Source organism: Cohnella terricola (genome assembly GCF_007786475.1).
GTDB classification, from domain to species: Bacteria; Bacillota; Bacilli; order Paenibacillales; family Paenibacillaceae; genus Cohnella; species Cohnella terricola.
In genome coordinates this window covers 1-22,927 of the sequence record NZ_VNJJ01000025.1, presented here as the reverse complement: position 1 = coordinate 22,927, position 22,927 = coordinate 1, and the positions used below count along the sequence as shown (strand labels likewise).

The 22,927-nt window shown below is 45.6% G+C and carries 18 protein-coding genes; 1 reads left to right on the top strand and 17 read right to left on the bottom strand.

What is annotated here, in order from left to right:
- Window positions 1-118: 118 nt before the first annotated feature.
- From FPZ45_RS24095 to FPZ45_RS24045, 11 genes are all read right to left on the bottom strand, one after another.
- A complete protein-coding gene (locus tag FPZ45_RS24095; protein ID WP_144707215.1) occupies window positions 119-880 on the bottom strand; it encodes a DUF6612 family protein in 762 nt (253 codons plus the stop codon).
- Window positions 881-896: 16 nt separating this feature from the next.
- A complete protein-coding gene (locus FPZ45_RS24090) occupies window positions 897-3,467 on the bottom strand; it encodes an acetate and sugar kinases/Hsc70/actin family protein (protein WP_144707232.1) in 2,571 nt (856 codons plus the stop codon).
- A gap of 119 nt (window positions 3,468-3,586) precedes the next feature.
- Window positions 3,587-4,282: an iron-dependent peroxidase gene (locus FPZ45_RS24085; protein WP_144707214.1), complete on the bottom strand. Its 696-nt coding sequence runs from the start codon at window positions 4,280-4,282 to the stop codon at window positions 3,587-3,589.
- The gene (locus FPZ45_RS24080; RefSeq protein WP_144707213.1) at window positions 4,273-5,562 is read right to left on the bottom strand and encodes a normocyte-binding protein; all 1,290 of its coding nucleotides are present in this window, start codon (window positions 5,560-5,562) and stop codon (window positions 4,273-4,275) included. Before FPZ45_RS24080 ends, FPZ45_RS24085 begins: the two co-directional genes overlap by 10 nt.
- A gap of 49 nt (window positions 5,563-5,611) precedes the next feature.
- Entirely contained in the window at window positions 5,612-7,222 is a 1,611-nt protein-coding gene (locus FPZ45_RS24075) for a PP2C family protein-serine/threonine phosphatase (RefSeq protein ID WP_144707212.1), read from the bottom strand.
- 54 nt (window positions 7,223-7,276) lie between these two features.
- The gene (locus FPZ45_RS24070; protein WP_246120575.1) at window positions 7,277-8,125 is read right to left on the bottom strand and encodes a PP2C family protein-serine/threonine phosphatase; all 849 of its coding nucleotides are present in this window, start codon (window positions 8,123-8,125) and stop codon (window positions 7,277-7,279) included.
- A 12-nt stretch (window positions 8,126-8,137) separates the two neighbouring features.
- Complete coding sequence (locus FPZ45_RS24065) at window positions 8,138-8,659, bottom strand: FHA domain-containing protein (protein WP_144707211.1); 522 nt, start codon at window positions 8,657-8,659, stop codon at window positions 8,138-8,140.
- Between the two features lie 36 nt (window positions 8,660-8,695).
- Complete coding sequence (locus FPZ45_RS24060; RefSeq protein WP_246120574.1) at window positions 8,696-9,262, bottom strand: FHA domain-containing protein; 567 nt, start codon at window positions 9,260-9,262, stop codon at window positions 8,696-8,698.
- A 29-nt stretch (window positions 9,263-9,291) separates the two neighbouring features.
- Complete coding sequence (locus tag FPZ45_RS24055) at window positions 9,292-9,675, bottom strand: J domain-containing protein (protein ID WP_144707210.1); 384 nt, start codon at window positions 9,673-9,675, stop codon at window positions 9,292-9,294.
- Window positions 9,676-9,753: 78 nt separating this feature from the next.
- Window positions 9,754-10,173 (bottom strand): membrane-associated protease 1, encoded by a 420-nt coding sequence (locus tag FPZ45_RS24050; protein WP_144707209.1) that lies wholly within the window; start codon window positions 10,171-10,173, stop codon window positions 9,754-9,756.
- A 116-nt stretch (window positions 10,174-10,289) separates the two neighbouring features.
- A complete protein-coding gene (locus FPZ45_RS24045; protein WP_144707208.1) occupies window positions 10,290-12,458 on the bottom strand; it encodes a transcriptional regulator in 2,169 nt (722 codons plus the stop codon).
- Between the two features lie 310 nt (window positions 12,459-12,768).
- On the opposite strand from FPZ45_RS24045, the gene FPZ45_RS24040 reads away from it, so the two are divergent.
- On the top strand, window positions 12,769-14,811 hold the full coding sequence (locus tag FPZ45_RS24040; protein ID WP_144707207.1) for a VWA domain-containing protein: 2,043 nt from the start codon (window positions 12,769-12,771) through the stop codon (window positions 14,809-14,811).
- Here the strand turns inward: FPZ45_RS24040 and FPZ45_RS24035 are convergent.
- The 6 genes from FPZ45_RS24035 to FPZ45_RS24010 form a co-directional block, all read right to left on the bottom strand.
- Window positions 14,808-15,776, bottom strand: a complete 969-nt coding sequence (locus FPZ45_RS24035) for a serine/threonine protein kinase (RefSeq protein ID WP_144707206.1) — start codon at window positions 15,774-15,776, stop codon at window positions 14,808-14,810. The genes FPZ45_RS24040 and FPZ45_RS24035 overlap by 4 nt on opposite strands.
- Before the next feature lie 8 nt (window positions 15,777-15,784).
- Window positions 15,785-16,450 carry a DUF1266 domain-containing protein gene (locus FPZ45_RS24030; protein ID WP_186438548.1) on the bottom strand — a complete coding sequence of 222 codons (666 nt, stop codon included), beginning with the start codon at window positions 16,448-16,450 and terminating at the stop codon, window positions 15,785-15,787.
- A gap of 24 nt (window positions 16,451-16,474) precedes the next feature.
- Window positions 16,475-18,343, bottom strand: a complete 1,869-nt coding sequence (locus FPZ45_RS24025; RefSeq protein WP_144707204.1) for a J domain-containing protein — start codon at window positions 18,341-18,343, stop codon at window positions 16,475-16,477.
- A complete protein-coding gene (locus tag FPZ45_RS24020; RefSeq protein WP_144707203.1) occupies window positions 18,340-20,043 on the bottom strand; it encodes a molecular chaperone HscC in 1,704 nt (567 codons plus the stop codon). Before FPZ45_RS24020 ends, FPZ45_RS24025 begins: the two co-directional genes overlap by 4 nt.
- Before the next feature lie 571 nt (window positions 20,044-20,614).
- Window positions 20,615-21,865: a flagellar filament capping protein FliD gene (fliD, locus tag FPZ45_RS24015; RefSeq protein ID WP_144707202.1), complete on the bottom strand. Its 1,251-nt coding sequence runs from the start codon at window positions 21,863-21,865 to the stop codon at window positions 20,615-20,617.
- A 54-nt stretch (window positions 21,866-21,919) separates the two neighbouring features.
- Entirely contained in the window at window positions 21,920-22,327 is a 408-nt protein-coding gene (locus tag FPZ45_RS24010) for a hypothetical protein (RefSeq protein WP_144707201.1), read from the bottom strand.
- Window positions 22,328-22,927: the final 600 nt, after the last annotated feature.

Genomic DNA, 22,927 nt, shown 5'->3' with positions numbered 1-22,927 from the left:
ATCACGATCTCCATGCTACTTCACTGCTTCCGCTGCTTCTTTTCCCCTCTGAGTCAGCTTTTTCTTATTTATAGAGTTGATGGAATGATAGGTTTCCTCGAAACTTCTAACCATTCTATTATTCTTTCATTATTTCTTTATCCATATTTATCAATTTTTTCTTTTTGGCTGAACTTAAGGAATGGTATATATACTCCGCACTTCTTTCGACGTGTCTTGTCATTTCTGAATTTTCTTTAATCTCTCTATTTAATACAGTTGTAACTTTAGTAGGCAGGTATGTTTTTTTGTCGATGAAATACGTTAATGTTAATTTATTTTTGATATCCTTCTTCATAGTTTTACTTGGATCTTCATTATCGTTAAAAGTCGCTGCTGTACTTACAACGTATTTGCCTCCCTCTTCTTTAACCTTCAACGCATGCATACTCAAATTATAGGTAGCCATAAATTGATAAGGGTCGAATTGTTCCTTCAACTGTGCCTCCGTGTAGGGCCACTTATGACTTGATGACCATTCATTAACAGAGAATAGAGCAAACCCATGTTCAGAATAATATTCTTTGGATACCATGAATTCATCTGGTCTTTCGATATAAAAAATTTGTGGATCTTTACTATATTCATATTTGTAATCTACATTTCTGATAGAATCCTGTTCTTTTTTTCCGTCATACTCATCGAATTTCTTAATAGTTTCATGCTTTTCAATCGAATAACTGTCCCGCATCTCGAAGGCTTCTCTCGATTTCTGCATGAGCTCCTCGATTACCGGTAGCCCATCAGCATCCTTAGCGAGTCCATCACCATCCGCTTTATTACAGGCAGTTAAGTTTACGACTAGCATTGTTCCAATGAATAAAACTATCCAATTCCTCATTTGTACCCCCACATTCCTACTTCAACCCATCAAAGAAATCAAGCTCAGTAGCCTCATTCTCGAAGGGGAAGAACCTCTTCTTGCCCAATTGCAGTTGGTCGTCGATCCGGGCTACGGGAATGACTTCGAATCCCCAGCGGTTGTTACCCGCGGATACGAAGAACTTCGCTTCCCCGTTCATGATGGAGTCGGTATCCTCCTGACGAATTCGGTCGCCATATAGAGCTGCAATGTCCTCGTATAGCACAGACTTATAATCGCTCAATCGATTGGTATATACGTAAGTGTATCTAGCCGATCCGTCGCTTCCCTTCAGATGGAATTCCACTTCGGATGCTCCGATTGGTCGCGAAATCGCCGTCTGTGATGGATCGGATCGCTCTAAACTCGACATCAACATCTTCTCTCGGCGATTATGCGTAAAGGCACTGACCGAATAAGGAATAGTTGGGACTTCATTCGTAATCCAAGATTCGATGTAGCCCGCCTTGCGATCTGCTTGATAACGAATAGCACCGCGTAAACACGCAAGCTTCAAATCCGGTACCTGTCCGGGGTCTTCCGACTTCTGACGGAATTCAATGCTGCGCCCGGGCACGAATTCTTTGAGCGCCTCGCGAAACACATCGATCCGGCAAGATTGCCCCGTTAATTTAATAATCGAATAGTCTTGCAAACGTCCGTCCTGATAGAATTCATCAAGAAACTTGCGCACGATCTCATAGATATCGGCTCGCAGCAATTGAGTCATTTCTTTAATCGTGAATACGACGTCTGGACATTCGTTCATATCCTTGAACTCCCCATTGTCCAGTACCGATATGCACCAGCGGTCTACAGGCGTGATGATGAGGTCGTTATCTGCCTTATCCCCCAATTCGTTGAGAAACCGATTGCGCAATATCCCCGTTCTGCGGAAAAATTCCGTCTTCATACGCTCGGCGATTTCCCAAAGAAAATAATAATTGCCGCGAACGCGTCGGTAATCGTCTCGTGCACGAACTTCATATTGTTTATACTTAGTCGGAATAATGGCTTCCGCCGCCTCGTATCGAAGCTTGAATGTGTCATATACCGCATCGATTCCCTCCTCATCGACATACCGGAACAAATCCGTCCCCGGGATAGGAATAAGCGTATCGATATCGGTTACCGCAGCGCGACCATGCGTGTAATAATCTGCGAATACAATCTTCATGTATTGCATGATGCGGTAGGTTAAGTTGTTGCCTCCGAAGTTCGTATCGCCATTCTCATAGGCGGTATGAATATCGATTTTATATGCCACATGCCCATCCTCGATTCGAAACCGACAGGAGGACACATCCGTCGTCCCTCCGCCGCAATCAATGACGAGCGCTTGATATTCGGAACCATCCGTTAAGTTGTTTTTCTCAATCTGATCTGCAATGGTGTTATACAGAACGGCCATTCCTTCGTCGAGCGCATGCTCGGACTCAATCTCATACTCCGGCAGTATTTCTTTAAACATCTCCAGGGACTGAGACTTCAGCTTTACCGGACTCGTAAAATGCAATCGATTAAACCGACACTTGAACTGATGCTCCGCCGTCTCAATTACGTGCAGCAAATAAGCCCGTATAATATCGGATCGCTTCATCTGTGCCACATTGCCGTGCGGATCCGTCAGCTCTTCTATCTTCTCGTAATGGTTAACCCACCGCTTCATTCCGCGAAATACGGTCGCATGACCCGAATAGCTATTCTTCTTCAACTGTTTAAGAGAGTCATGTCCATAATAGAACTGTATCGCAGCAGGGTCGGAGCAATCAGCGGCGCTTACGACTGTAGGCAGCATAGCCATTCCCGCCCCCTGCTTCCCGGACATATCGGCGAATGATACATAATTGATTGCGTTTAAACGAATCCTTCCGTTCATTACGTCATGACTTGGCGGCGAAGAAATATAGCTGCTATCCAGATAGGCTCCTGCTGTCGTGTTGGAGGTGCCGAAGTCGATAGCGAGCACCGCTGTCGTCTCTTCAAGCTCCCTGATCTCAAGCTCCGCAACCGGAACCTTGCCATAGTGTAGATTAGTAGGCGGCATAGGATGAGCGCTGTAATACGTTTTGTATAAATAGTCCGAGTCCAGCTTACGGAAGAAGAGCAGGCTGTAGTTGCGGTTCTTCGTACGCTTTAATTCCGCATCCTTACCTGCTTGCAAGTAATAAACTCCCGCTTCTGTCGCATCTTTAACGACATTTAATATGCCGCACAATTCACCGTCCTCGTTAACCAGAAGCGCATTCGATTCGGAGAGCTCTTCTCCCGCTTCTATGCGGTAACGATCTTGCCGGTCCGTAGCCATCCCGATGTACAGCACGATTCTGGCCGGAATACGAATGTCCCCGAGCTGCTTCAACGGGGTATTTAAGTAAGTACGAGCAGCCGCTTCTACTCTATCGAACCCACCCAGGCATGATTGACGGATGAATAAGCTTGCTTCCGCGCTCCGATACTTCAGAATCGTCCGAATGAGTTCTTCCCTATCCAGCGTCTGTACCAAGCCATCAACAAGGCGTTCACGGAAGCATACGTTGCGGAGCTGATAAGTCGTCATCTCCATGACTTCTGACTGGGTATAGGTTGTCTTGCCTATTCCGCCCGCTGGAACCGTACCTTGCTTATTTATCTTGTAGGAATACCCGCCGTAACCGTTCACAGGACTCTCCTCCTTGCCCATGTCTAGATTAATGCCGTACGATCCATCCGCATCGTATCCTCCACTCCGATAATGCCGAAGTGATGAACCCAGTACAATTCAGTGCTAAACCGTACCGGGAGGAAAATATTGCGAATGAGCTCGACCTTGGCTCTCGATTGTGCCGTCTCTTCCTGTCCGATATAAAATAATAGTTTATCGCTCGAATCACAGTTGACATAGATCGTAGATCGCTTGAATATTTTCCTCATCGTATCCTTCAGCAGATGAAGCGCCTCGCCCGACTCGTAGAGCTGGAGTAAATTAACGGCGACGATATCCCGTTCCTCCCGAGTGAAGGTCATAATTTGCTTCTTGACGTTCTCGCCGAATACTCCGTTCTCCATGTCTCGCAATACGAACCGAATGTAAAACTCCCGTTTGTTCATCCCCTGGGTAAGATCCATATCGGCAAGGAAATGAACGATGATATCGAACAACTGCTGCCGGAGCTCCATGTCCCCTTCGTAATTCGGGTGAAACAAACCATCGAATATAGAATCAAACCGGTAGTACGGATTAATCTCGATTTCCCGTTCTACGGTTAATGCGTTCATGTTCTCCAAGCTAAGCTCCATATAGGGCGAGTACACACTCGCCTGCGCGAATCGGATATCTCGTTTGGCGATTCCGGAGTTGTTAGCCTTAATCATAAGGTCCCATATGTAGTTCAAGCCCATTCCCCTTCGCATATATATTCGGGAAAGTATATTTGAACTTCCGATACAAGAAAGCTCATTAAGTCATTCAGAATAAAGTCATCCAAGGGCTGATCTTCACGGCGGCGAAACCTAAGACGCAAGGTTTTCATATCAGTCTGCGATCTGATGTTATCGCTTATAAATGGATTCATAGCATACGTCTGCGAGATGCTCTTCGGCTGATCCCGAACTTCTAAGTCGAGCAATTCAAGTATTTCCGATGCTTCGAAGGAATGGACAATCCGTATCACTTCGCCTTTGGCCCGTACGGTAAGCACTTGATTGCGAGCATATTTATTCATGAAATGATTATGCCTGCGATTAGACACCAAAGCGTATTCCAGCTTACCGATGCGGGGCTGGACAGGCTGCGTCAGCTTAAGTACATTCCAAATTCCGGACTTCTCTTGCGGAGTAACGACCGTTAACTCGTCTGCGGATCGCTTGATATAACGAATGGTCGCTTCTCCGCTCTCTTCCACTAAATAGCCGTGCTCGGCCCCTGTCTTATGAAGGGATAATACATGCTCGTAGTTAATTCGATCTGCGGCGGGAACCGGAAAACCGCTGCTCTTAAGCTTGAGCTTCTCAATGTTCCATAAAGGCACTGCATCAAGCTTCTTATAGCGCTCATACTCTTCGAGATTTACCATGGCCTCCACGATTTCTTCGTCCGCTTCCAGCTTTCGATCGCATCGAACCAGGACAATATCTACGAATTTGTGAGCGTAGGGATGGTTTGCCGTTTTCCATGATATTCCGTTTTTTTGAAACGTTTCGTACAGCTTCTCTAATTCATGGATATAAGTATGGTTCGGTTTGACAACGGCTTCTATAGCACATCTGCCTGCGGTCGTAACAAGCTCTCCGCGAAATGTCCGCCCGCTGTTAAGAAGCTCCTTCAGTTGGATGTAGTCGCATTGCATGAATACAGTAAAAAGCTTCGTATGCTGTTCATTGCTTAGGCTTGTTAGAAGACTCGTGAGGTCATAGATTGGAGGGTTGACGTCTTCCGGGATCATTGGATACAAGTAGTCGTGAATGGGATCGAAGCTGTCGCGGGAGCACAGAGTGACGTAGATATCATAGTTGTCTTCATACTCATCCAGTTCCTCGATAACCCGCTTCTCCAATTTCCGATACATGTCTTCCTGATGCTCTACTAAATTCAGAAATACGCTCGTCATGAGCTGCTTCAATAGCTTGCGTTGCTCGAGATCCTCCATACGGCTAAGTCGGTCCATTACAATATCTTTCATCTGGGTAATCGCCTCTCTCGCTTGTTGTTAACCCGCGATTCGTGACTCGTCATGGAGCAACTTGATCTGCCGGGCCGTCTCCTCCTGTCGGAGATGACGCAGCTTCCTTAGCCGCTGGAATGATCGGATTAAGCTTCTCTTCCGCCTTGCCGATTTTCCGTTCCATGGCCAACACCTTATCCAGCATATCGATTTCCTGATATTTCTCCTGGGCATTGGAATAAGCTTCTGCGGCTCTCTTATATTCGTTAGCATCAAAATAACGATCGCCCTTCTGCTCGCGTTGCTCGGCAATCAGCTTCTTCTGCTGCTTCTTCAAGTCCGCCATTTTCGATTCCGCATTTTCCAGCTTTGTCCTGATTTGTTGTTCCCCAGCCGGGAATGTGGCCTCAATCGCTGCTTTTCTAGCCTTTACATATATGACAATGGCGTCCGCATATTGCTGTGCTTCCGCCCTAAGATCCGCTTCCTTCACCCATTCGTTAATTTGCACGTAGTTCTCCATCCGATCAATTCGCAAATCCAACTCTTTCGGATTAAATACGTCTACATTCTCCGCTTCTTTCTTTGCCTTCTTATATTGCTCCGCCGCCTTCGCGTAATTGCCATCCTTCGCGTACTCATCAGCACCAACGATTAATTGGGCGATATTATACTTTTTGGTATACATAATCTTATGAACCTTATCCTTCAACTTAACGGAAGCATTGCGCGCTTCGCTGTATGCCTTCAGCGCTTCCGCATAGCTCTCTTCCGCCGCATACCTGTCGCCATTCTCGGCTTGTTCGAGCATTTCCTGAGCCGTCTCTGCCATACGGGCTACGGATTTGCTCTGGAAATAAATCAACACTCCAACTGCAATGATAATGGGAATGAGAGAAACAATGATCCATTTCACTAGCTTCTTCTTGTCCTTCTTCTCTTCCTTGAACGCTTTATCTACATAGATGGCCGCCGCTGTGTAATTCGGAACGACTGCACGCTGCTTGCTAAGCAGTACCTCTTCCAACGTATCCACGAGTTTCGCCGGATCTTGCGCTTCCTCCAGCGAGTCAAGCATTTCGGGAACACTAACCGCCTCCCATAGACCCGCGGTACTGAGCAGCAATACATCTCCGTCCGTAAGCTTGATTCTATTCGATATGTAAGGATCGAATTTGTCCGGCATGCCGAGATATTGAAGTAAATTATGACGCTCCTCATGCTGATCGACGGAGCTGTCCGCAATAACCCCTTCATCCGCCATAACTTGAGTTAAGCTTTGGTCCATGCTCTTGGAGAGTAGACGTCCGCCTCGGAAATGGTGCAAGCGAACATTCCCGGCAGATACCCATACCATATCCGTATAGTTCGTTGCTATCAGAATTAGGCTTGTCTTCAAGCGCACTCTCCGACTCTCGTATTGCAGCCATTCATGCGCGACTCGTATGTATTCTTCGAGTTTTCTTCGCGACATTGTCGGCTTCTCCGTAAATTCCTCCAGCAGCGATGTCACGGCCATTTCCGCACTGTAAACCTCACTGTCGCGATCTAAGCCATCGGCTATTACCCAACAGGCCATATCCTCCAACTCGACATATGCGAAGTAGTCCCTGTTCTCCATGAATGTTCCCGCTTCGGATACGAACGCTGTCTTAAACCCGCTATTCTCCTTTCTCATAGGCTCCTCCTTCCCTCTACCCTCTGCTGACTTCATACCGCTTGCGCGTGTTCTTTATATCGCGGGTTCTAGAATAACGACTGTCGCGTTATCCTGGTTCTTAAGCCTTTTACGTTCTATTTCTTCTATTAATAGCGTGGCGGCTTCATCCGGGCTTAAGTTGCGAGACAGAATCCGGTCCATCTCTACTTCCGACAAGGTATTGTACACGCCGTCGCTTAACAATAAGACTTTGTCTCCAGGCTGTAGCAAGAACGGCTCTTGACCAATTTCCATATTCTGAAAGCTGTCGTAACCGAGATAATTAATGAGCCGGTTGCGCATGGGATTATCCCTAGCTTCCTTCCGGGACATTTCACCGGTCAGCACTCGCTCTTGAAGCAGCACCTCAAGCGTATGCTTGTGGTTAACCGCAATGAATTCGCGATTACGATACACGAGCAATACACTGTCCCCAACCGCGCCCCAATGCAGCCGTTCGCCATCCAACACCGCGGCGACGAGCGTTGTCCCGCCCCCGGCGCCTGCTACCTGACGAATAATCTCGCTGTTGCTTATTCGAGCAGCTTTCGTGAAGAAGGCATCCACTTCCGTCAGATCGCCTAGTTTCAAAAATTCCTTAATGAACGTCGTTACGGCCAGCGTGCTGGACAATCTCCCATTGGAGAGACCGCTAATGCCATCTGCAAGAATCGCTATTGTCCCAACAACTGTAGATGCACTGGAGAAATAGTCGTCTTGCTCCTCTCGTCCACCAATCGTCTGTCCGTTACCGATCTTAACCGAAGGCAACGACTTCGTATCCTGCATCATCATCCGCCGTCTAATGAAGATTAGCCATACAATAATCAGGACAAACGTTGATAAGACAAGATACGGGTTGGACATGAAGAGTTCCCGCATTCCTATCATCCTTTAGTTCATATTGTTATCCCATTCAAAGTGAGGCCCGCATAGCGGGATAAAAACAAACTTGCTGCTCCCCAATTGAATGACATCGTATGCCGTTAATTCAACCGGCGCATAGACGGCTTCATTATTATGGTAAGCAAGCCCGGATGCATCCCCCGGGAGCAAATAGAAGTTGCGTTTTTTCGGATCGTATACGATAACCGCATGGTTGCGGCGCGAGATCGTGTTATCCCCTATGATTCGAATATGCATCTCTTCCGCGCGGCCAATAAAATTCTTCTCCGACATAATGCGGTAATCTTGTCCTAACTGGGGTCCCTCGACACACACTAACCATCCGGATACCGGGTCAATCCCCCTTGTTTCCCCCATATAGGGCATGGTCTTCTCCTCTTCCGTAGGAATTGGCGCTTGGCGCTTGTCCGTTTTCGATGCGGGATCCACGCTCATGGTGCAATACGGGCAAACATTACCATGTTTTCTTGTGCTGAACATGTGCCCGTTCGGGCATCTAGTCAAACTCATTATGTTCATTCCTCCGTCAGTTGGTTCGGCAAATTATCATTTCGCTATAATCCTCGTATTGGCCAGGTAGATTAGGTCGCCAATCTCTACCCGATGCGTCGCATCCGGGTCTAGACGAACAGCCGCGCTTTGATTCGATGAGCGTATGCCAATCCCGTTCCGGGAATCCAGATCTTCTAAATACCAGCTTCCCTCGGAATAATTAAGTACGGCATGCTGCAGGCTAATGAGCGAGGCGTACTCCGTATCGGACAAGTCGATGTCTACTTCCTCGCGGCTTGAGCTCTTGCCTATTAAGAGAGAGGTCTCGCCTTGAATAAACCATTCCTTTACGCTCTCCCCATCCTCATCGAGCAGAACGAGCTTTGAAACGGACTTTAATTTCTTCTTTGTACCTCCCTGCAATTTACGGGCGCGTCTTATCAGAATATAGGTCGCTACGCACAATACGATAAGCGCCACTCCCCATTGAAGGGTTGTATCGGTATTGATTTTATATGTATAGTAAAGCGCTTCTGCACTGACCAGAATAATCATGCAATCCAATGCGAGAACCCAAATGGGTCTCCCTCGGCTTCGTGTCGCTTCAGGCGTTCCCCGCACGTTTCGTTCCTCCGATTCTCACTAAAGTACTATCCTTTGCCGCCGAAAAATCTATTGAATAAACTTGCCGTGTCAATTGGGCCATTCTGCGTGGTATTCCGTTTAGAATCAGATGCTTGATTAGTTCTCGCATTAAAACCGAAATAACGCTCGAATGGGCTCGCAGTATCGACTGGTATGTCCTTGCGAGCGGTGTTAGCCTCGCTTCGTTGAAGGCTCGCATCATACTGGCGCCTGGTTTCGGAGTTGCTTAGGGTTTCATAAGCCTGTTGCACTTGCTTGAACACAAGCTCCGCTTCCCGGCTTCCTCCATTCGTATCCGGATGGTACTGTTTGGCTAACCGCCGATATGCCGTCTTAATCATCTGATCTGTGGCGTTAGGGGCAATTTCCAATCGTTCATAATAATTCATGGGCTTCACTCTTATTCATTGGAATGGTGGAAGAGAGACGTCCCCTCTAGTTCAGAGGGGACGTTTCTTCAATTCGTCTTAGTAGCCGCCCAATATTTGAGCTAGTTCGGTCTTATCCTTCTTCTGCTTTACATACAAGCTGAAGGAACCAACGCCTTCCGTGTCACCGTAGGTTTCCGTGTAGTCCACTACGAATGCATTCGGGAAGCAGATTTGGCGTACCACTTGGTCTGCGGAGATCACTTCAACCGTTAATTTGCGGTAGCAGTCTGCCTTCTCTGCAGGTACAAGCGACCAAAGCGCCAGCTTCATCGTATCGTCTGATTTATCGCCATCCGTTGCTGTAAGAATTTTGCCAGTAATACGCAGCGTTGCACCTACATCTGTCGAACGCGCATTGGAGTCATTCGGCGTATCCGTGTCGTAGGTAACCGTTTGGATATTATCCAACCCCAGTTCAATCGTTTCGGAACCTTCTACTTTCAGTGTGAAGCCCATGTTCATTTCCTCCCAGTATAATTTGATTCCCTTGCCCGATGACGGCTCCAGGGATTTATGTTTAGAGGCGAGCTTAGGAAGCAAGCGCGCCTTTAACATCCGCAACCACTTACTTATCATGCTTTAACGGGAGTTGTACCTTTGGTAATCATGACCTCAAGGTTTTTCACATTGCCGTTAAACACAAGATCGATATGACACATATGGCTCTTCTCATCAATGATGTAACTCATATCGTCGCCATCCTGGATGACTGAATTAATATAGCCTCGTGTTCCAAGCCACTTGCTCTTCTGGCTGTTAGGATTATTGCTGAAGAACTTAACGATGTTCTCGTGCTTGAAATCCCCGGTTTGGAAGCGAAGACTGCGCTCAATATAAGTGCTGACAAGCGTCTTATAGATAGAGTCGAACCCATCCTCGGACAGAGCCAGGCTGCGAGCTTTATATACCGTAATTCGCTTGATGTCCTTACCTTGAAGCTGGGCGTTCTCCGAGGAGAAAATAAAGCCGAAATTTTTGCGGTTTATCGAATCTTTAATATTGTTCGTAAAGCCGGTAATTTCTTTGGCCATCGTCGTAACGACCCGCAAGCTGTTATCTCCTGCTTCGATATCAAAGCGGACTCCAGGGTAGTCCTTGCTTACGGTTTTGAATTGCTCCCGCAAGTATTCCGAGCACTGATAAGCAGCGACGATCCCTGCTGCAACATAAGCTCCTCCAACGTATACCCCTTCGATCCATAACCGAAGAATATCTTCCTTCTCGTCGGATAGCTTGACTCCGTTTTCTGTCTGAAGCATCTTGCTGTCGATGACAACACCTGATTTGTCTTTCGGTATGATAGTAAAGTTCGGCATGCACGGAACCGCGAATTCGCTATATTCTTTCCGTACGAGTACCGCGCATTTGTCGATGTATTTATCGATTCCGGCTGTAGCTATACTATTGAAGGTAGTTTCTTCGCCCGACTCGAAGCTGAAGAATACTTGCAGCTTGTAGTCCTTAACCACTTGAAGCAACATCGATAGCGATTCAATGCTATTGCCATCTTGCTTAACGACCTTCTCATTTCCCTTAAACCGTTCGCGCGATACTTTAACCTTCCCTACCGTCTCCAGCTCGATCGAAGGAACGATTCCGTACCAGATCGTATCCGTGAAATCATTTTTCGAGTTGATGGTGTTGAGAAACGTCTCCAGGCGCGGAATATTGCCGCTCTTAACCGTCATATCCAGTTTGCTGTTCGTAATCAGAAGAGAAGGGATCATGCCTTTGTTTTTCGTTGCATATTGATCGAAGAACATTTTGATCCCTAGCATTTTCTCCACAAGCGGCTTAACGGTTTTGACGAAGTCGTCTTTGGCGTTCTTGTAGAACTCCAAATAAGTGTTATAATTCTGCACTTCTATAGCTGTATCCACGTTCGACTGTACGGTAGGCAAAGGACAGAAGGTACGAACGACAAGATCCTTCACATAGGTAGAGGAGGTGTCGGATACGGAATCATAATCTTCCCCATACACGGCTGCAAGAGAGTTACTTCCACTGTCCTCTAGCAGCATTAAGTCCGTCCCATCGTTTTTAGGCGCTTCGATAATCTTCAGTTCGCCGCTTTCGCCGATCGACAGCATGCCAATCTGGACGGCTTCCGACTTATTCTCTTCTTGCGAGCTTCCGAGTAAGAGTCGGGTTTTAATATCTTCGATGGCAAGCGGCAGCATCGCCATTACATTGTTATAATTTTTGCTCGCTTCTTCGAACAGACCGTTCAGCTTATCGCCCAAATCAAGCTTCTTCGGATCGCCTTCTTCCAACTTCTCGTATTGCGTATGCAGATAGTGAATCTCCTTGCGCACCTGGCGAATATCGTCCATGACTTTCTTCGGCGAAATCATATCCAGCAGATTCTCGAATTTGAAGTCGACATTCGTAATGCCTTGACTGCGTTTCGTATCGATCAGCGTAAACAGCATTTTCAGAAAGTCGTTATTCTGATCCACTCTGATTTCAGAGATGCTATCCTCGGATATTCCTTCCGGTTTCTTCAGCGTGTACATGACCTTCTGGCTTGCCGCATTGTAGAACGAATAGACGGTAGGCGAGAATTTATCTAGAAATTCATCAAAGTTACGTACAAGTAAGTGCCGATTTATCTCTTTGATCTTATCGTCACTTAAACTATCAATTCCTTTAACGTCACCAACAAGAGTGATTAAATCTAGCTTCTCTGGATTAATTTCCTCGAATAGCATCGTACGATTTGTTTGATTAATAATATCCACGACAATAGTCTCCCTTGTTCTAAGAGTGTGGCCCTACATCCAGCAAGCCCTCAATTCCAGATTGCGACATTTTTACAAATTAACTCATTATTCTATTTCGAGTTGCTTTAAAACCCACATTACCCCAACAATATATTTTATTCCATGGATATATTTTCCTAATTAACTTTTGGGATTTTGAAAATACTGGGACCATAGTCTCAAAATCTGGAATTAGATAATATTTCTGTGTCTTTATGCCGAAATAATACACTGAAAATTGTGTTGCTTAGGCCTCACAAACCATTTCAAAGGTGGTATATCGCAAACGATGATCGGTAACTCGAAAGGAATTGCTAAGCCCATTGTCCTGCTCGCAATCGCCGCTTTTATGTTTTTCAGTCCTGCTAGATCGTTAGCAGCCGCAGATGACTCCAACAATCGATTCCCTGGAATTGATGCGGTTTTCGTTCTTGATACAAGTTATTCTATGAAGGATTCAGACCCTAACCGGATCGCTACTGAAGTTATCAACATGTTCATGGACATTAGTGAAACGAGCAGCACACGGGTAGGTTTTACTGCCTATAACCACATGCTTGTTGAGAAAGTTCCGTTAACGCCTGTTGCGCTGAAGGATAAAAGAGAAGCTCTGAAGCGCAAATTATCGGAGCTGCGCCGATCGGGATATACCGATATTGGATTAGGTCTTCGGGAAGGAACGAATCTATTAGAACGCGACAAGATCGAGGGGAACAAAAGATTTGTCATTCTTTTGTCCGATGGGGAAACCGACTTTGGCAACCAAGCAAAAGGAAGAACCCTACAGGATTCGAATGAGGATATACAGACTGCGATCGATAATGCCAAGTCTGGACAATATCCGATCTATACGATCGGTCTTAACCATGATGGGACGGTTAATAAGAATGAACTAAACCGGATTGCCGCACAAACGGGTGGACAGTCCTATATGACGGATAGTGCGGATGACCTTCCGGAAATATTCAACAAAATCTTCGCCGAACAATTTCAGTCGCAATTAGTGCCTGTTGCTGCCCTGACCGCAACCGGTTCCTTACAGGAAGTAACCGTCACGATACCCAACTCCAGCATGCGGGAAGCGAATATCGTCCTATTAGCCGAGCATCCGTTAAGAGAAACCCAATTGTATTATCAATCGGCCAACATTCGATATTCCAAGTCGGACAGCTATTCTCTTCTTAAAATTTTGAAGCCTCAGAAGGGAACGTTCAAACTTAAATTTCGCGGAGCATCGGGTGATCTCATTAAAGTAAGCTTGTTGGGCAACTATGATATGCATCTGCAAGCCAAGATAACGAACGATTCCATCGTAAAAGGTAAACCTGTAACTTTCGTTTCTTCGCTTGTACATCCGAATGAGCAAATGTTGCAGGATTTGGACGTCTACCAGTCTCTCGATGCCCTGCTTATCATTTACGATTACGAATCCCAGCAGCGGGAAAGTATTCCGATGAAGCTGCATGATGACCACTTTCAAATCGATTATGTTTTTAAGAAATCAGGCCAATACTCATGGTCAGTCCATCTGAACGGGCCCGACTTTTATCGTATACTTCAAGAGAATATCGTGGATATTACGAATCTTGCACCTACGGCCATAGACAAAACGCCTCTTTCGTTAACGAAAGAGGATGGTCAAGTGACGATTCCATTAAGCGACTATTTCTCAGATCCGAATGCCGATCCATTGAAATACACAATCGTATCGGATATTCGAGCAAATCAGTTGGATGCGCAAATCATAGATGATTCCCTTCTGTTGACTCCAAAGAAATCAGGAAAGATCGAGCTGACGATTGAGGCTACGGATCCAGAAGGAAGCACCGTCACGAACATGGTCGCCCTATCGGTTAAATCGCTGTGGGAACGAAATATTCGCGTCGCATTGATCATACTAGGAGTACTTATCGTAGCAGCACTGCTATACTGGTATTACAGGCCAAAGCCATTATTTACAGGAAGATTAGAAGGCTACTTCCTGGATACCGCAAGCGGGAACGATATCCCCGTTAAATATTGGTCTCTGACTTCGTTCGCTGAACGAAAGCTAACATTGAAGAAATTATTCGAAAGCTTGGACATTCATGAGCAGTTGCCTGAGACTGCGCATATCGTGTTCGAAGCCGCAGCCAATGGCGCTCTAGTCGTATCCCATAACACGAGATGCACGCTCACAATAGGATCCGTTCCAGTTGGAAGTAACCGCAAGGCCAGTCTTCACTATAACGACAAATTGTATATTACTTTTGAGGACGGCATTACCGAAATTGAACTTCGTTACAAGGCTATTAAACCGAGCACCAATATTTTTAACGGACGAGCCAGTTAATCTGCCGTCCTTGAAGCAGATTGCGTGGTTTGATTCGAGGCTGATTTCCTCGGACCAAGCCACGTTTTTACTTTTCCAATCCCCATCTCCAACCTGATGAAAACACGAAGCAGTCGAACCGATCGACAACGCTTGCTGATCTTAACCGCCAAACCCCATTTAATAATAGCAGCCAAAATTGGCGTAACCTCGTTATCGCTGTCCCGAATAGATAGAAGTTTATCCTCGAATAACCGCTGCTTAATATCTAAGGGCGGTTTTCCTGTCAGTACGAAATAGACGGTTGCAGCCATGCTGAACACATCCGATACCGGACCTTGCTTCGACTTCTCCGAGTACAATTCCAATGGAGAATATCCCGACGTCGTTACAATGGAATAAATCTGCTGGTTATCATACCGGACTGCAGAGCCCAAATCCAATAATGTTGGTGTTCCATCAATGCCGAGCAATATGTTTCCAGGCTTCACATCCCTGTGAATTACTCCATGCTTATGCATATACTCCAGAGCCTTCATAATCATTTCAATCTTCTGAAGCAAAGAGGCCTTCATTCCCCTGAGCTCATCTGACGATTCCGCATCTCTTACGACACGATCCAAAGTCTCTCCCCGACAATACTCCGTCACCAAGTAACCTGTCCCATTCTCCTCAAAATGGTCGATGTACCGGACGATATTCGGATGATTAAGCTGCTTTAATAACAAGGCTTCTTGTTTAAAAGAGATCATGAGTTCATCGAACTTATCATTCGGCGCATTGGGGCGACGATAGACCGTTCGACCATCAGACTTTCGACTCACAATCAGCTTAGGGAAAAATTCCTTAATAATGTGGATTTGCCCGCTATCCAGGTGCTGTGCTTTATAGACGATTGACAACTCGCTCTGGGTGACGACATCTTTAATTCGGTAACAGGTTGCAAGCTTTGTTTTTCGTCTAAGGGCATCCGATTTTAGATTCATATTCACGTTTATCCCTCAGCATTTCTGAGCTTAATATTCCATTCAACAGAGTTTATCGCGCTATTTTTCTGCGTGATCAATTGAGCTAGGGTGTAGCTCCTGTCACGGACAATATCGCTTTCTTGCGGCAGGGAATGAAAATACATGCCTGCGATATAAGACTGGATAAACTCAATCCAGCTTTGATATTTGCTCTGAGCGATCTGGGCGACTTCCAAATAGAAAGCTTTTGCTTCGTCCCTCTTTCTATAGTTGAGTCGAACTCCAATCTGGCTTAGGAGCATATATAAGGAATAATCAAAGGCAGCAATACCTGCCGAAGTCAGGGTCCCCATGAACTGATTGACATGATACAGCTTAATCTTTCGGGGATCATGCTCAGGAAGATTGTAGATAAATTGATTACGCTTATCGTGGGACAAGGTGGATAACAAATAAGATAACTGCGTAAATTCCATCCGGTGTCCTTTGTAAAACAGCCATTCCAGCTTCTTATTGAGGCTGAATTGATCCTTGATTCCCCAACGAGAATTCATCCACTCTCTAAGCATGGATTTGGAACAGGTTCTCAAATCGCTGCTTCTTCTAAGTTCCAGATCATAAATAGGTTCCCCTATATAAGAGACAGAAGTCATGGCATTGATATAAGACTTCTTGCGCAGAGCGTCGAACATAGACATTTCCTTTCGTTGTTAGGATCAGGCCGCATAGCGTTCTCTTCTTAATTCTACGATAAGCCAAATTAAGCTTCGAATGAACAGAACTCCCATAGCAATTATGATTATTGAATTCCAAACATGAATAGGATTACTTCCTGGAGGAGTCGCTGTGGCATCAATATATCTAGCATATATTTGGGGCCCGGAATCTGTCTCAGACCTCTTTATTAATACTCCATAAACAGAAAACATCAAATCTCCCGTATGCAGCAGTTCCTTGACATATCCTGTAACGATTACAGGATCTTCTGGAATCACAACATCCAATTTTTGCGTAAAGTCTGAATCAAGAATAATATGCTGTTCGTCGATCTTCGTCATATAAACAATTTTGTTCATTCCAATAAGGGGTAATCCGAATGACTCGATACGCTTATCTTGCTCGTCACGCACTAAGTAGATCAATCTCGCGCTACTCGTATTCCTGTCTACTTCATATTGGCGGATTCCCAAATCTTCAGTGGAGCTCAACTTAAGTGAAACGAAACTCCCCATTGGAACCTCTTCCAGTTCTTGTAGGCTTGTAATCGGAATTGGCCTTCTATCCTCAATAGCATGCCACATGTAAGATACGAATCCGAAGATGATCAAACTAGTGGCGACCACGATTAGCGTGTGCAGCCGTCTCATTTTCATAGATACATGCCGTTTCTTAGACTGAGCCTTAGAGGTTACTTGAATGGTGTTAGGATTAATGACAGCTAGTCCGATTACAGCTTGAATATGATTTGGAGCAGTCCCATCTGAAGAAGGTTTAAGAACTTCCTTAAAACATTCCTCGGCTTGTACGTTATGATCTATTTTCACATAACAATTACCTAGCATAATCATAGCTTCCTTATGCTGAGGCCAATGGGACACAATGAATTGATATTCCTCGATCGCTTGGGGGATTTCACCTCTAAGATACCGGATTCGTGCCTGGTACAGATAACTGTCTATTTCATCCGGCAGCATTTTAACGACTTGGTCAAATGCGACTAGGGCTTTCTCATAATTGCACATACGCAGGTCATATTCTCCTCGCAGACGAAGCAATTCAGGATCATCTGTATAGAGAAGATACGCTTGATTCAATGCTACGCGTGCTAGCTCCAGCTTATTTTCCTTTAACGCTTCGAAAACTTGCTGGCGATAGCTGAGATATTGATCCCGATCGATATTATCCGCCTGGAGCAGGAATTCATATCGGAGACCCGGCTCACTCAATTGCTTGATGTAATAGGTCAGGAAAGGATCGCGTCCTGAGGGAGAGTATTCTAACTCGTTCAATACCTCTTCCCAACCAAAGAAACCCTCAAGAATTTTCCATATTTCCACCGGAAGATAACGTCGGCTTTGCAAGATCGTTAACAATTGCTCGCTGATCTCTTGTTTATATTCAATCTTCCATGTAATTTCCGAATTGAGCAGCTCCAACCAGCGTTCTGGAGCAATCCGAGAAGGAAAATGTTCATAAATCTCTATAGCCCGAGCGATAAAGTCCTCTACCGTTTGACGGCTTGGCGTTAGGGGCGTTGGCTCCTCGACAAAGATCCACGGGTTAACCGCTTTGGTAATGGGCACGTCCAACTGGATATCTTCTGGGGGATCAATAATCCTAATCCTCGGATTAGCCGCTATGGTAATAGGCTCATCCAACTGAATATCTGGGGGATCTGAGATCATCGGGATATCCGCTCTGTTCCTCTTAGCTATGCTCGAGACCTTGTCATACGCCTCCCTGAGCATTTGATAACCTTCCGGATCGTCCTCAGGATGATGAACTTTAAGCTGCTTGGCATAGGCGCGTTTAATCGCTTTAATGTCATTGGTTCGGCTGATGCCCAGCAGTTCCCATGGGGTCATGAGTTGTCTTGCCACCTTTCAAGTTGATCCAACTGTTGTTTCAGAATGGCCGCTTTTCTTTTGATCTCTTGCTCATTCTGAGTACCGAGTATTCTTTCGAATTCCACAAGTATATTGGAAACAAAGTCACGTCTTTCGTGAAGTGACTCCTCATATATTCGTTCGCCCCTTGCTATTAACAATCGGTTCTCGCTGCGATCGCGGGGATGGATTTTAAGATGCTTCAACTCTTCTAATCTTGCTTGGATTTGCTCCGGGGAAACTTGTCCGGGGTTTTTCTCCACGATCATACTTTTCTTCTGCCCGGTCTTCACTGTCGTCACTTCAACCTCGAGAACCCCATTAATGTCATAGGTGTAACGTACATCGATACTTTGTTCTCCTCTTGGAGCCGCAGGAATTTGTATCTCAAGAATTCCCAACTTGACATTATTCTCGACTCTACGGCTTTCGCCCTGGTAAATCACTACTTCCAATTCTGTCTGTTGATCCGCTATCGTATATAATCGATCTACCTTACTAACTGGAATCGGCGTGTTGCGTTCGATAATCGGCAGGAAATAACCGCTCTCGTACCGGTCATCCTGCATTCTCCTCACGACTTCGGTCCCGAGTGTATATGGGCAAACATCCGTTAAGATCAATTCCTCCAAACTGGTATCTCGTTCTTTCAAAGCCACTTGAATAGCCGCTCCCAAGGCTACGGCTTCGTCGGGATTGATTTGCGAGAAGGGTAAGCGCCCGAATATTTTACTAACAATCGATTTGATTATCGGCATTCGAGTGGCTCCGCCAATGAGAATAACAGCATTAAGGTCTTGAGGCGATAGCGAAGCATCTCTAAGCGCCCGTTCAATCGGCTGGCGAAGTCGCAACAGAAGTTGACCTGCAAGCTGCTCAAATTGATTGCGATCCACGCTAAGCCGATAAGTTTTGTCTCCATCGGTAAATTCCATTTCTCCGACATTTCCGTTACCTAGGGCATGCTTGCATAATTCGGCTTGCTTGAACAATGCCGACCGTTCTTTACCGGAAAACTGAAGGTAATCGATTCCTTGAGATTCAACAAAGTGCGACATGAGCAATCCCGTAAAATCTTCGCCCCCCAAGTAGTTGTCACCAGCGATGGACTGCACTTCCATGACGCCTTCAAAAAAATCCAATACCGACACGTCGAAAGTGCCGCCTCCCAGATCGAAGACAAGAAATTTAGTTTCCGAATTTTCAAGATGTAGGCCATAGGATATCGCCGCGGCAGTAGGCTCGCTGATCAGTCGTTCAACATGCAATCCTGCCAACTTGGCGGCTCGTTGAGTAGCTTTTCGCTGGGTATCATTGAAGTAGGCAGGTACGCTAATGACGGCCTCTTCAATCTCCTCTCCTAGAAAGGCTTCGGCATCGGCTTTTAATGCTCTAAGCACGAAAGAAGAAAGATCCTCCGGAGAAAAAGTGTATTGCCCAAGAACATATTGTTTATCCGTCCCCATATAACGCTTGAAGGTAGCCGCTGTGAGCCGGGGATGAGTAATTAATCGCTCTTTGGCGATTTGCCCGACGAGTATTTCATTATTTTCGTCCAGACTGACGACTGAAGGTGTTAGATTTTTCCCGAGCGCATTGGGGATGATGACAGGTCCTTGCTCCGTCCAATGGGCTACCAAACTGTTGGATGTCCCAAGATCGATTCCGATTTTAGCCATAATGTACCTCGCATTTTCAACTTAGTTAGCCATATATTCTTTTTGTCGGATTTGAAGTTAAATTATGTTAATAATTATGGGAAATTTGTGCAGTAATTAGGAGATTAAAGTCCCACTAAGTCTAGAAAGGTCATAGCCGCACGATTCTGGTACTTGGCGAAAATAATAATGGCCTCATACTGCGATTTCGCAATCCATCGTTGAGACCTGCGCGCGGAACGCACCAATTTGTTCGATCTGTGCTAGTGCAGCCAAAACAAAAAACACGCCTCGTTAGGCGTGCTTGAATTCTTGTTTGCAAAATGGCGAAATCACGGCGTTTTGCTTTGTGGCTGATCATCGGGGCGTGCTTCACCACTTTGAGTGAAATATCGTATAGAACTCAGTCGTTACCGGTCAAACCAAGCCTACTTAAACGATTTTTCGTACAAAATCCATGATTTCGTTGCCACCCAACGGCCTTTTGTGCGATAAATCGTACAAAATGGCTCCAACCCCACCAAAACTAGGGTCGCTTGTGCGATAAATCGTACAAACTTGACTCATATTGTTGTTCAATGCCTGTATCAAGTTAATAAAGCGAATTCACGACCCACCCGCTTACCTGTGTCGGCATAGCCATTTGCATCGATAACTGGTACATCGCGAATTGCTGCACCTGGCGAGCCTTCGAGTTCAGCAAGCTGCTTGCCGGGGCTTCCTTGTATCTTTCCGCTGCTGATGATAGACGGTCAGCTAGGCCAAAGTTGCCGCTAATCGCTTTCGTTGGTTGTTCGAAATTTGAGCTTAAGCTCTTCTTAAGCCGCTCTTCATCCAACTTGAGAGTACCATCGCCGTTACGGTAAATACCGATTCGCTCATAGATAGATGAGCTGACTAACGATTCCATGTTTTTCCGGACAGATGAATTCATAACTCCACCGGTTTCTTTCAAGCGATCATGCATCGTATTGTAACTCGACACCAGATCTTTAACTTGCGCGATGACTTTGTCTTCGTCCGGTTTGATTTGAATTTTCACAGCTTCCATCGATGGGGCCATTAGTGTCGCCGTTGCTTTGCCCTTCTCCAGATCAATCGTGTTCGACTGCGAAGATTGAGTTGCGCCGCCGTTCACGCTGTAGGAAGCATTGGACGCTAGTTGCGTTGCATTCTTAACGCCGGTTGCCGACATCGCGTTGCCGGTAACATCTACAACCTCGAAAGTCTGATCCGCTCCTGTCTTGTCGCTGCTTAACTCAAGCTTCTTATTGCCTGTTTTTTCATCCGTTACAATACTGGCGGTTACGCCCGTCTTCGCAGCATTGACCGCATCTTTCAGCTTGGTCAGCGCTTGATCGTTCGAATCGTTATCGGAGATAAAAGCCGATACCTTCGTCGTCTTGCCGCCTATTGTAATGTTGAACTGATTGATGCCTTTGCTTACAACGGACGTTTCTACTTTAGACAAAAATGTTCCACTGTTCGTTTGAGAAGTCGCGATCGCATTCACTTTAACTTCATAAGTTTTGCTTGCAGCTCCGGCCGATGCAGTTGCAGTAACCTTCTTGTTGTCCGATGATTCCGCCGTCCTTGCTTGGAAAGATGAATTATCCTTCTGCATTAATTTTAGCGCCGATGCTTGCATAGCCTGCGCAGATTTCAAAAAATTCGCAATCCCGGTTGCTGCTGTCTTGATATATTGCTCATAAGGATTGCTCTTCGAAACGAAATTTGAAAATAAAGATGGATTCGCACCCAGACTATTGGAAGATTGGAAACTCAAAGACGTCGTTCTGCTAATCGGATTCATCAAGTTATACGAGTTAATCGATAATGTCATCCGTCTACCCCTCCATACTGGCGCACAATATATAATGATAATTTCTGCTACGTATCAATCTGACCTCAGTGAGGCATACTTGCTTGATCGCACGAACTCGCGATGGGCTTCCTGAATCGCGTTCGTGCGCATCAGCAGCTCCTCGGAACCACCATGCTTCAGTTGCCCGGCAATCTGCATCAGCTTGAACGTGTTGTAATAGTTCGCATCCGCTTTGCTACGGCTATACTGCAATGCGTCCTCATACGCATGGCGTTCCATCGAGAGGCTCATTGCTTGATCATATAGATTTGGATCATGTCGCTGTAAGTAGTCCATTTGGTCGGTACGTAGCTTCTTGCCTAGCATGAGTGTATTTCGAATAGATGCCAAACGCGACTGATCCTTCGTCTCTCGTGCGTCCTTGCATTGCTGCATCGCTTTGAAATAATCACTGGCTGGCTGCACGGATTTTACATTCATTCCATCCCTCCTAGTTACAAAAGCGTCACATTCAACGATGCCTTGATCCAAGTTACTTCTAATTTATCATGAATGATTGTTCTATATATGAAAGTTAAAGAAAACTTTAAGTTCGCGAAACAACGTATCGGCACTGATGAAACGATTAACGTTTTGTGCCTTACAGGAAAGTAGAATGAACTCTCGACAAACATTTGATTTCCATAACCGTGTCCCCGCATCAGTGCGTCCTTTCGCTCTCCTTGACGTCTACTTAAATGCCAGTTCATCCACTTTGCATGTTCGATTTCGAAGCTCAATCTCTTCGCCTCCTGGATTAAAATAAAAAACGCCCCAATTAACCCTGCGCGGTGCAGGATCATCGGGGCGTGCTTCGCCACTTTGAGTGAAATATCGTATAAAACTCGACCGTTACTGGTCAACCAAGCCTACTTAAACGATTCTTCGTACAAAATCCATGAATTCGTTGCCACCCGAAGTAGAGTCCATATAATTGTGTAAAATGGCTGTTGGTAAACATTAAATAAAGCCATGTTGAAAGTTCTCTCTTAGAATGAGGTTGTCGAGACAACATTCATCGGAGGAATATCAACATGACTC

Excerpts from the sequence above, each read along its gene's own strand:
- FPZ45_RS24095 (WP_144707215.1), bottom strand. The coding sequence starts at position 880 with ATGAGGAATTGGATAGTTTTATTCATTGGAACAATGCTAGTCGTAAAC.
- FPZ45_RS24090 (WP_144707232.1), bottom strand. The coding sequence starts at position 3,467 with ATGGAGATGACGACTTATCAGCTCCGCAACGTATGCTTCCGTGAACGC.
- FPZ45_RS24085 (WP_144707214.1), bottom strand. The coding sequence starts at position 4,282 with ATGGGCTTGAACTACATATGGGACCTTATGATTAAGGCTAACAACTCC.
- FPZ45_RS24080 (WP_144707213.1), bottom strand. The coding sequence starts at position 5,562 with ATGAAAGATATTGTAATGGACCGACTTAGCCGTATGGAGGATCTCGAG.
- FPZ45_RS24075 (WP_144707212.1), bottom strand. The coding sequence starts at position 7,222 with ATGAGAAAGGAGAATAGCGGGTTTAAGACAGCGTTCGTATCCGAAGCG.
- FPZ45_RS24070 (WP_246120575.1), bottom strand. The coding sequence starts at position 8,125 with ATGCGGGAACTCTTCATGTCCAACCCGTATCTTGTCTTATCAACGTTT.
- FPZ45_RS24065 (WP_144707211.1), bottom strand. The coding sequence starts at position 8,659 with ATGAGTTTGACTAGATGCCCGAACGGGCACATGTTCAGCACAAGAAAA.
- FPZ45_RS24055 (WP_144707210.1), bottom strand. The coding sequence starts at position 9,675 with ATGAATTATTATGAACGATTGGAAATTGCCCCTAACGCCACAGATCAG.
- FPZ45_RS24050 (WP_144707209.1), bottom strand. The coding sequence starts at position 10,173 with ATGGGCTTCACACTGAAAGTAGAAGGTTCCGAAACGATTGAACTGGGG.
- FPZ45_RS24040 (WP_144707207.1), top strand. The coding sequence starts at position 12,769 with ATGATCGGTAACTCGAAAGGAATTGCTAAGCCCATTGTCCTGCTCGCA.
- FPZ45_RS24035 (WP_144707206.1), bottom strand. The coding sequence starts at position 15,776 with ATGAATCTAAAATCGGATGCCCTTAGACGAAAAACAAAGCTTGCAACC.
- FPZ45_RS24030 (WP_186438548.1), bottom strand. The coding sequence starts at position 16,450 with ATGTTCGACGCTCTGCGCAAGAAGTCTTATATCAATGCCATGACTTCT.
- FPZ45_RS24025 (WP_144707204.1), bottom strand. The coding sequence starts at position 18,343 with ATGACCCCATGGGAACTGCTGGGCATCAGCCGAACCAATGACATTAAA.
- FPZ45_RS24020 (WP_144707203.1), bottom strand. The coding sequence starts at position 20,043 with ATGGCTAAAATCGGAATCGATCTTGGGACATCCAACAGTTTGGTAGCC.
- fliD (WP_144707202.1), bottom strand. The coding sequence starts at position 21,865 with ATGACATTATCGATTAACTCGTATAACTTGATGAATCCGATTAGCAGA.
- FPZ45_RS24010 (WP_144707201.1), bottom strand. The coding sequence starts at position 22,327 with ATGAATGTAAAATCCGTGCAGCCAGCCAGTGATTATTTCAAAGCGATG.